We start from the raw sequence: 9455 nt of genomic DNA on the forward strand, positions 1-9455 counted from the left end.
ACCAACTTTTTGTATGATAACATTGCATATAGTCAGTTTTTCTCGGGAGGAGGTAAGGAATGAACAGAATTTTTCGATACACTATATTTTATTTACTAGTTTTTCTTGTGATTATTGGTGTTGTCAGTTATTTCAACAACAATAACGCACCGACGAATAACGTCACATACAATGAATTCCTGACATCGCTTGAACAGGATGACGTTGAAAAATTCACGATTCAGCCTGAACGCGGTGTTTATGAAATACGCGGCCAATTAAAAGGTGCAGAGGAAAGTGAAGTGTTTGTTGCTTACGTAACAGGCAACGATACGATGCTGAACCAAATTAATGAGGCATCTCAAGGCACGACGGCGGAAGTTCTTCCAGCCAAAGAAACAAGCGGGTGGGTTCAGTTTTTCACAACGATTATCCCATTCCTCATTATCTTTATTTTCTTCTTCTTCTTACTGAACCAGGCACAAGGCGGCGGTGGCGGCCGTGTGATGAACTTCGGTAAAAGTAAAGCGCGTCTTTACAACGATGAAAAGAAAAAAGTCCGGTTTAACGATGTAGCCGGAGCAGATGAAGAAAAGCAAGAACTTGTCGAGGTCGTTGAGTTTTTAAAAGACCCGCGCAAATTCACGGAGCTTGGCGCCCGCATTCCAAAAGGGGTTCTGCTTGTAGGGCCTCCAGGTACTGGTAAAACATTGCTTGCAAAAGCTGTTGCCGGTGAAGCAGGCGTGCCTTTCTTCTCGATCAGTGGTTCCGACTTCGTTGAAATGTTCGTCGGTGTCGGTGCATCCCGTGTACGGGACTTGTTCGAAAATGCAAAGAAGAACTCGCCTTGTATCATTTTTATCGATGAAATTGATGCAGTTGGACGTCAGCGTGGTGCAGGACTTGGCGGCGGTCATGATGAACGAGAGCAAACCCTGAACCAATTGCTTGTTGAGATGGATGGTTTCAGTGCGAACGAAGGCATCATTATGATTGCTGCAACAAACCGCGCGGACATTCTAGATCCAGCCCTTCTTCGCCCGGGCCGTTTTGACCGTCAAATTACGGTTGATCGTCCGGATGTAAAGGGTCGTGAAGAAGTCCTTCGTGTTCATGCAAGAAACAAACCGCTCCACGAATCCGTTGATTTAAAAGCAATCGCGCAGCGGACACCTGGATTTTCCGGTGCAGATTTAGAAAACTTATTGAACGAAGCCGCGCTCGTTGCTGCTCGTACTGATAAAAAGAAAATTGACATGACAGACGTCGATGAAGCGACAGACCGTGTTATTGCAGGGCCTGCGAAAAAGAGCCGCGTCATTTCTAAGAAAGAACGGAAAATTGTTGCATTCCATGAAGCGGGCCACACGGTCATCGGGCTTGTGCTTGATAATGCAGATATCGTTCATAAAGTAACGATCGTTCCGCGCGGTCAGGCTGGCGGCTATGCCGTTATGCTGCCGAGAGAAGACCGTTATTTCATGACAAAGCCAGAGCTTCTTGATAAAATCACCGGCCTCCTCGGCGGCCGTGTAGCAGAAGACATTATCTTTGGTGAGGTATCAACTGGCGCTCACAATGACTTCCAGCGTGCGACAGGCATTGCCCGCCGCATGGTCACGGAATTCGGAATGAGCGACAAGCTTGGACCGCTTCAATTTGGACAGTCGCAAGGGCAAGTATTCTTAGGCCGCGACTTTAATAGCGAACAAAATTATTCTGACCGGATTGCCTATGAAATTGATACGGAAATCCAGACGATTATTAAAGAGTGCTATGCGAGAGCAAAACAAATTTTAACGGAGAATCGCGATAAGCTTGAACTCATTGCAAACACGCTCCTTGATATTGAAACGCTTGATGCAGCACAAATTAAGCATTTATCTGATCACGGTACACTGCCTGAGCGTAACTACAGCGACACAGATGGCGAGCTTGTGAAAGACAATGCGGAACAAACCGGAGAAACAGCGGAGACAGAAGGAACACCAGCGACAGAAACGACAAACTTGCCGGCTGATGCGGCTGATGGATCCCAAGTGCGCGACGATCTCCAAAACCCACCGAATAGCGGCGGGCCAAAAGTGTAACAAAGAAGGCGTCCGAAAAGAACTCTTTTCGGGCGTCTTTTCTCTTCTTTTTTAGGAGGGTATGTTATGATAAAACTCGAAAATTAGACGGACAGGTGTGGTGAAGGTGATTTTTGTACTGGATGTAGGGAATACCAATACTGTGCTCGGTGTATACGAAGGGGAAACGTTGAATCATCACTGGCGCATTGAAACGAACCGGAATAAAACCGAAGATGAATACGGAATGATGATCAAGAGCTTGTTTCAGCATGACGGCCTGCAGTTCGAACAAATCGAAGGGGTCATTATTTCCTCTGTCGTTCCGCCAATTATGGCGGCACTGGAGCGTATGTGTGAAAAGTACTTTCACGTAAAGCCGCTTGTCGTCGGTCCCGGTGTGAAAACCGGGTTAAACATTAAATATGAAAATCCGCGTGAAGTCGGAGCAGACCGTATTGTAAATGCAGTTGCGGGTATTCATGAATATGGTACGCCGCTGATCATCGTCGATTTCGGTACAGCGACAACCTACTGCTATATTGATGAAAGCAGCCATTACATGGGTGGGTTAATCGCGCCGGGAATCGGTATTTCCACTGAAGCACTTTATACACGTGCGTCGAAGCTGCCACGCATTGAAATTACAAGGCCGGAAGCAGTGGTCGGAAAAAATACAGTTTCAGCGATGCAAGCGGGGATTTTATATGGGTATGTCGGACAGGTAGAAGGCATCGTCAGCCGGATAAAAAAAGAAAATAATACGAATCCTACGGTTATCGCTACAGGCGGTCTGGCCGGCTTGATTGCCAAAGAATGCAGCATGATTGATATTGTCGATTCGGATTTAACGTTAAAAGGACTCTTGTTAATTTATAAACGAAATGTATGAAAGGAAGAGGATTGTGAGCGATTATTTAGTGAAGGCATTGGCTTTTAATGGCCAGGTGCGTGCATACGCAATAGATACAACGGAAACAATTGGTGAAGCGCAAAGAAGGCACGGCTCGTGGCCGACGGCATCCGCAGCACTTGGACGTGCAATGACAGCGGGTGTCATGATGGGTGCGATGATGAAAGGAAATGAAAAAATCACCTTGAAAATTGAAGGCGGGGGCGAAGCGGGACGAATTCTTGTCGATAGCGACGCCAATGGAAATGTGCGCGGCTACATTACACGTCCGCAAACGCATTTCGATTTAAATGAGCAAGGGAAACTGGACGTCCGCCGGGCTGTTGGGACAGAGGGCATGCTGACAGTCGTTAAAGACCTGGGCCTTCGCGAAAATTTCAGCGGCCAGACGCCGATCGTCTCTGGAGAGCTTGGAGAAGACTTTACGTATTATTTCGCCGTTTCCGAGCAAGTTCCATCCTCTGTGGGAGTTGGCGTGCTTGTAAATCCAGACAACACCATTTTAGCGGCTGGCGGGTTTATTATTCAGCTTATGCCAAATACAGATGATGCGACGATTGCCATTTTAGAAGAACGCATCACAACGATGGAGCCGGTCTCAAAGCTCATTGAACGCGGTTTGACGCCAGAGCAGCTTTTAAACTATATTCTTGGTGAAGAAAACGTCAAATTTTTAGAAACAATGCCAGTTCAATTTGAATGTACATGCTCTAAAGAGCGGTTCGGCAATGCGATGATCAGCCTGGGTCGTCAAGAAATTCAAGAAATGATTGATGAGGACGGCGGCGCAGAAACGCAATGCCATTTCTGCAATGAAATATTTCACTTTTCGAAAGAAGAACTTGAACATTTAAAACAAGAGGTATAATTTAAAAAAACCTGTCTATTTTGGCAGGTTTTTTGTATACCATTCCCGAAATTATATCAAAGTAATTGACTTTTCAATCAAAAGCTGGTAAATTCTATATAACCAATGAAAATACTCGGCATTTAAAATGGAGGTAACAAATTAATGGTACGTGTAGCGAATTCAGTAGCCGATTTAGTCGGCCAAACACCAGTTGTGAAATTAAACAACGTTGTAAGTGAAAACAGTGCAGATGTTTATGTAAAGCTTGAATACATGAACCCGGGCAGCAGTGTAAAAGACCGGATCGCACTTGCTATGATTGAAGCGGCAGAGAAAAAAGGCAATTTACAGCCGGGCGGCACATTAATTGAGCCGACAAGCGGCAACACAGGAATTGGTCTTGCGATGATCGCAGCGGCAAAAGGCTATAAAGCGATTCTTGTTATGCCTGAAACGATGAGCATGGAGCGTCGTAACCTGCTTCGCGCATACGGTGCAGAACTTGTTCTTACACCAGGACCAGAAGGAATGGGCGGTGCCATCCGCAAAGCGAAAGAATTAGCGGAAGCAAACGGCTATTTCCTGCCACAGCAATTTGAAAACGAAGCAAACCCTGAAATTCACCGTTTAACAACGGGGAAAGAAATCGTAGAGCAGTTCGACCAGCTTGATGCGTTTGTATCTGGGATCGGTACAGGCGGTACGATTACAGGAGCTGGACAAGTCATTAAAGAAAAATGGCCAAACGCGCAAATTTTTGCGATTGAGCCGAAAGATTCACCGGTTCTTTCAGGCGGCAAGCCAGGACCACATAAAATTCAAGGGATTGGTGCAGGATTCGTTCCAGCCATTCTTGATACAAAAATTTATGATGAAGTCATTCAAATTGATAATGACACAGCGTTCGAAACAGCCCGCCGCGTTGCGCGTGAAGAAGGTATTCTTGGCGGTATCTCATCTGGTGCTGCAATTGCTGCTGCTATTCAAGTGGCTGAAAAGCTTGGCAAAGGCAAAAAAGTATTGGCGATTCTTCCTTCAAACGGCGAACGTTACTTGAGCACACCGCTTTACCAATTTGATTAATTCGACCTCAAGCCAGACTGTCTAAAGCAGCCTGGCTTTTTTTCATGTTAAAATAAGAGGGAAAAGGAGCGTTGGTAAGGAATGAAAGCAAGAAATTACATACTTGATTTTCAAGATAGAACACACATTATGGGCATCTTAAACACGACGCCTGACTCGTTTTCGGACGGTGGACGCTACGATGAGACCGAAGCGGCGGTCCGGCATGCAGTTCAAATGGCAGCTGAGGGCGCGCACATTATTGATATCGGCGGAGAATCAACACGCCCCGGCTACACACCGATTTCAGCCCGGGAAGAAATAAGCCGGACTGTTCCGGTTATCGAAGCAGTGGCAGCCGCTGTAGAAGTACCAATTTCAATTGATACATTTAAAGCACGGACAGCGGAAAAAGCGGTAGAAGCAGGGGCTTCGATTATTAATGATATTTGGGGAGCGAAAAAAGAGCCGGAGATCGCCGCGGTGGCCGCAGAAAAACAAGTGCCGATTATTTTAATGCACAACCGGGAAAAAATAAATTACACGAATTTTATGAGAGACTCTTTAAATGATTTATACGAAAGCATTACGATCGCAAAAAAGGCAGGCGTAGCGGATGATCAAATTATAATAGATCCCGGTATCGGTTTTGCTAAAACAATGGATCAAAATATTGAAATGATGCAAAATTTAGATCGCGTTATTGCTTTAGGCTATCCCGTTCTGCTTGGCACATCACGAAAAAGGATGATTGATTACGTGCTGAATGTGCCAGTGGACGAACGAATGGAAGGGACGGGTGCCACATGCTGCTTCGGAGCGCAAAAAGGCTGCTGCATTATGCGCGTGCATGACGTGAAGCCGATCGCGAGAATGATGAAAATGATGGATGCCTTAATGGGAAAGGAGCAAAAGCGTGGATAAAATTTATGTAACGGGTATGGAGTTTTGGGGCTATCATGGTGTATTTCCGGAAGAAAACAAACTGGGACAACGGTTCAGAGCGGATGTTACATTAAACGTTTCATTAAAAAAAGCGGGTGAAACAGATAACCTTGACTACTCGGTCAACTATGCAAACATTTATAATGCGTGCAAAAACGTGATGGAAGGAGAGCCGGTAAAGCTTATAGAAACATTGGCTGAAAAAATATCTGCAAGTATTTTAGGAAGTTTCTTATCTGTTCAATCCTGCACTGTTAAAATTATAAAGCCTGACCCCCCAATCCCTGGGCATTATGATTTTGTCGCCATTGAAATTACGAGGGAACGCGGAGAATGAACAACATCGCCTATTTATCACTCGGCACGAATATTGGTGACCGAGAAGCGTATTTAAAAGAAGCGATCAGTCTCCTGGACGCTCAAAAAGAACTCCATGTTTCGGCGGTTTCCTCCATTTATGAAACAGATCCCGTTGGCTTCACCGATCAGCCGCCTTTCTTTAATATCGTTATAAAAGCAGAAACAACACTCGAACCGCATGAACTGCTCTCCCTCTGCATGGAAATTGAAAACGAGCTTGGTCGAAAGCGGGTCATCCGATGGGGTCCGCGCACAATAGACCTTGACATTTTACTGTATAATCACGACAATATTAAATCAGATAGTCTTATTATTCCTCACCCGCGCATGAATGAGCGTGCTTTTGTGCTTATCCCGCTGGCAGAAATAGATGCAGCAATCGAACTTCCTGACGCAGGTTTGCCACTGGAGCAATATGTACAAAATGTGGAAGGGAAAGAAGGCGTTAAGCTTTGGAAAACAGCGGACGCCTTTTACCGCTTGTGAAAATAGAAAGGTGATTATATATGTTAAATATCGGACCGGTTGAATTGAAAAATCGGGTAGTGCTTGCGCCGATGGCTGGTGTATGCAACTCCGCTTTCCGCCTCACAGTCAAAGAATTTGGCGCTGGCATGGTGTGTGCTGAAATGGTCAGTGACAAAGGGATTGTACTTCAAAATAAAAAAACAATGAATATGCTTTACATTGACGAGCGTGAAAACCCACTCAGTCTGCAAATTTTTGGCGGTGAAAGAGAAACGCTCGTTCAAGCTGCAAGCTTCGTGGACAAAAATACGAATGCGGATATTATTGACATTAATATGGGCTGTCCGGTTCCGAAAATCACAAAATGTGATGCTGGCGCAAAATGGCTTTTAGATCCGAATAAAATTTATGAAATGGTATCTGCTGTTGTTGATGCAGTCGATAAGCCGGTCACGGTAAAAATGCGTATGGGCTGGGATGAAGACCATATTTATGCAGTCGAAAATGCCCGTGCTGTTGAACGCGCTGGCGGGCAGGCAGTGGCGCTTCATGGACGGACACGTGTTCAAATGTACGAAGGTCACTCGAACTGGGATATTATCAAAGAAGTGAAACAGTCCATTAACATTCCATTGATCGGAAATGGTGATGTTCAAACACCGCAAGATGCAAAGCGAATGCTGGACGAAACAGGCTGTGATGCCGTTATGATCGGCCGTGCCGCGCTTGGCAACCCATGGATGATTTATCAAACCGTTCAATACCTTGAAACGGGTGAATTAATCGGTGAGCCGACGCCACGTGAAAAAATAGATGTATGCCTGCTTCATTTGGATCGTCTAATCGGTTTGAAAAATGAAAACGTGGCAGTACGTGAAATGAGAAAGCACGCAGCATGGTACTTAAAAGGTATTCGTGGTAACGGAAAAGTGCGCAAAGAAATTAATGAATGTGAAACACGAGATGAACTTGCCACACTTTTAACAACATTTGTCGGTGAAGTAGAAGAAAAAGAAGCGTCTATCCAGGCGGTTTAATAGGAGTGAACGGAATGAGTGAAGAATTAAACGACCAGTTGTTGGTCAGAAGAGAAAAATTACGGTCTTTACAAGAAAAAGGCCTCGATCCGTTTGGCGGCCGGTTTGACCGTACGCATACAGCAGAAAGCATTTCTGCCCAATTTGATTCCTTTTCAAAAGAAGAGCTTGAAACGAAAGAAGCAGAAGTAGTCATTGCTGGCCGTATTATGACAAAGCGCGGGAAAGGCAAAGCAGGCTTTGCCCACGTGCAGGACTTAAGCGGACAAATTCAGATTTATGTGCGAAAAGATGCCGTTGGAGAAGAACAATATGATTTGTTCACAATGACAGATCTTGGCGATATTGTCGGGATTAAAGGAAAAGTCTTTAAAACGAACGTCGGAGAGTTGTCAGTTAAGGCAACAGAATACATCTTTTTAACGAAATCACTTCGCCCGCTTCCGGACAAGCACCACGGTTTGAAAGATATTGAACAGCGCTATCGTCAGCGTTATTTAGATTTAATGACGAACCAAGAAAGCCAAAAAACATTTATCGCCCGCAGCCGTATTATCCAATCGATGCGCCGCTACCTTGATAACAACGGTTACCTGGAAGTAGAAACACCAATGATGCATTCCATTGCTGGTGGAGCTGCTGCCCGTCCGTTTGTGACACATCATAATGCGCTTGATATGGAATTGTACATGCGGATTGCCATTGAACTGCATCTAAAACGTCTAATCGTAGGCGGGATGGAAAAGGTATACGAAATCGGCCGTGTATTCCGTAACGAGGGCATATCTACGCGTCACAACCCGGAATTTACAATGATTGAACTATATGAAGCGTACGCAGACTATAGCGATATTATGCGCTTGACTGAGAATGTTATTGCTCACGTGGCTGAAGAAGTAATTGGGACAACAACCATTGAATACGGCGAGTATACGGTAGAATTGAAGCCGGAATGGCGTCGTCTTCATATGGTTGATGCTGTAAAAGAATACACGGGTGTTGATTTTTGGAAAGAAATGAGTGACGAAGAAGCTCGTGCACTTGCCAAAGAACACGGCATTGAATACAAAGAAACGATGCAATTTGGTCATATCATCAATGAGTTCTTTGAACAAAAAGTAGAAGAAGAGCTTATTCAGCCTACTTTTATTTATGGACATCCAGTTGAGATTTCTCCTCTTGCAAAAAAGAATCCGGATGATCCGCGCTTCACAGATCGTTTTGAATTATTTATCGTTGGCCGTGAACATGCCAATGCGTTTACTGAATTGAATGATCCAATCGATCAGCGCGAACGTTTTGAATCACAGTTGAAAGAACGTGAGCAAGGAAATGATGAAGCGCATGAAATGGACGATGATTTTATCGAAGCCCTCGAATACGGTATGCCGCCAACAGGTGGGCTGGGTATTGGCATTGACCGTCTTGTTATGCTGTTAACAAACGCTCCTTCGATTCGTGACGTGCTGTTATTCCCACTTATGAGACATAAAGATTAATAAACAAACCTTTGGTGGAAACACCAGAGGTTTAATTTTTTTAAAAAAATTAAAAAAATGCTTGCGTCTAAAGAAACACGATGGTATATTTATATTCGTTGTCAGTAACATAGAACAACGAAGTTGAAAAACATCTCAAAAAAGTGATTGACATCACTTGAAGGAAATGTTAAGATATTAAAGTCGCAAATGACACATTGAACATTGAAAACTGAACAAAATCAATAAAAACGTCAACGTTTTAAGCAAGAAACTTCTATTATAAGATGCTTG

The 9455-nt window shown here is 44.4% G+C and carries 9 protein-coding genes; all 9 read left to right on the forward strand.

The genetic code is table 11. The annotated features are described in order from the left end of the window. The first annotated feature begins 59 nt into the window (after nucleotides 1–59). The 9 genes from ftsH (at nucleotide 60) to lysS (ending at nucleotide 9182) form a co-directional block, all read left to right on the forward strand. Nucleotides 60–2069 (forward strand): ATP-dependent zinc metalloprotease FtsH, encoded by a 2010-nt coding sequence (gene ftsH, locus NLX67_RS19425; protein ID WP_254313045.1) that lies wholly within the window; start codon nucleotides 60–62, stop codon nucleotides 2067–2069. A gap of 106 nt (nucleotides 2070–2175) precedes the next feature. Beyond that, nucleotides 2176–2940, forward strand: coding sequence for a type III pantothenate kinase (locus NLX67_RS19430; RefSeq protein WP_254313047.1), 765 nt, complete (start codon nucleotides 2176–2178; stop codon nucleotides 2938–2940). A gap of 13 nt (nucleotides 2941–2953) precedes the next feature. Further along, nucleotides 2954–3829 carry an Hsp33 family molecular chaperone HslO gene (hslO, locus tag NLX67_RS19435; RefSeq protein WP_254313048.1) on the forward strand — a complete coding sequence of 292 codons (876 nt, stop codon included), beginning with the start codon at nucleotides 2954–2956 and terminating at the stop codon, nucleotides 3827–3829. A gap of 144 nt (nucleotides 3830–3973) precedes the next feature. Next, entirely contained in the window at nucleotides 3974–4894 is a 921-nt protein-coding gene (cysK, locus tag NLX67_RS19440) for a cysteine synthase A (RefSeq protein WP_254313049.1), read from the forward strand. An 81-nt stretch (nucleotides 4895–4975) separates the two neighbouring features. Beyond that, complete coding sequence (gene folP, locus NLX67_RS19445; protein ID WP_046181276.1) at nucleotides 4976–5797, forward strand: dihydropteroate synthase; 822 nt, start codon at nucleotides 4976–4978, stop codon at nucleotides 5795–5797. Next, entirely contained in the window at nucleotides 5790–6155 is a 366-nt protein-coding gene (gene folB, locus NLX67_RS19450; RefSeq protein WP_254313051.1) for a dihydroneopterin aldolase, read from the forward strand. The genes folP and folB overlap by 8 nt, the downstream gene beginning before the upstream one ends. Continuing rightward, nucleotides 6152–6664: a 2-amino-4-hydroxy-6-hydroxymethyldihydropteridine diphosphokinase gene (gene folK, locus NLX67_RS19455; RefSeq protein WP_254313053.1), complete on the forward strand. Its 513-nt coding sequence runs from the start codon at nucleotides 6152–6154 to the stop codon at nucleotides 6662–6664. Before folB ends, folK begins: the two co-directional genes overlap by 4 nt. Nucleotides 6665–6684: 20 nt before the next feature. Continuing rightward, nucleotides 6685–7683, forward strand: coding sequence for a tRNA dihydrouridine synthase DusB (gene dusB / locus NLX67_RS19460; protein WP_254313054.1), 999 nt, complete (start codon nucleotides 6685–6687; stop codon nucleotides 7681–7683). A gap of 14 nt (nucleotides 7684–7697) precedes the next feature. Continuing rightward, a complete protein-coding gene (lysS, locus tag NLX67_RS19465) occupies nucleotides 7698–9182 on the forward strand; it encodes a lysine--tRNA ligase (protein ID WP_254313056.1) in 1485 nt (494 codons plus the stop codon). The last annotated feature ends 273 nt before the right edge of the window (nucleotides 9183–9455 follow it).

It is taken from the genome of Domibacillus sp. A3M-37, assembly GCF_024213455.1.
GTDB lineage: Bacteria > Bacillota > Bacilli > Bacillales > Domibacillaceae > Domibacillus > Domibacillus tundrae.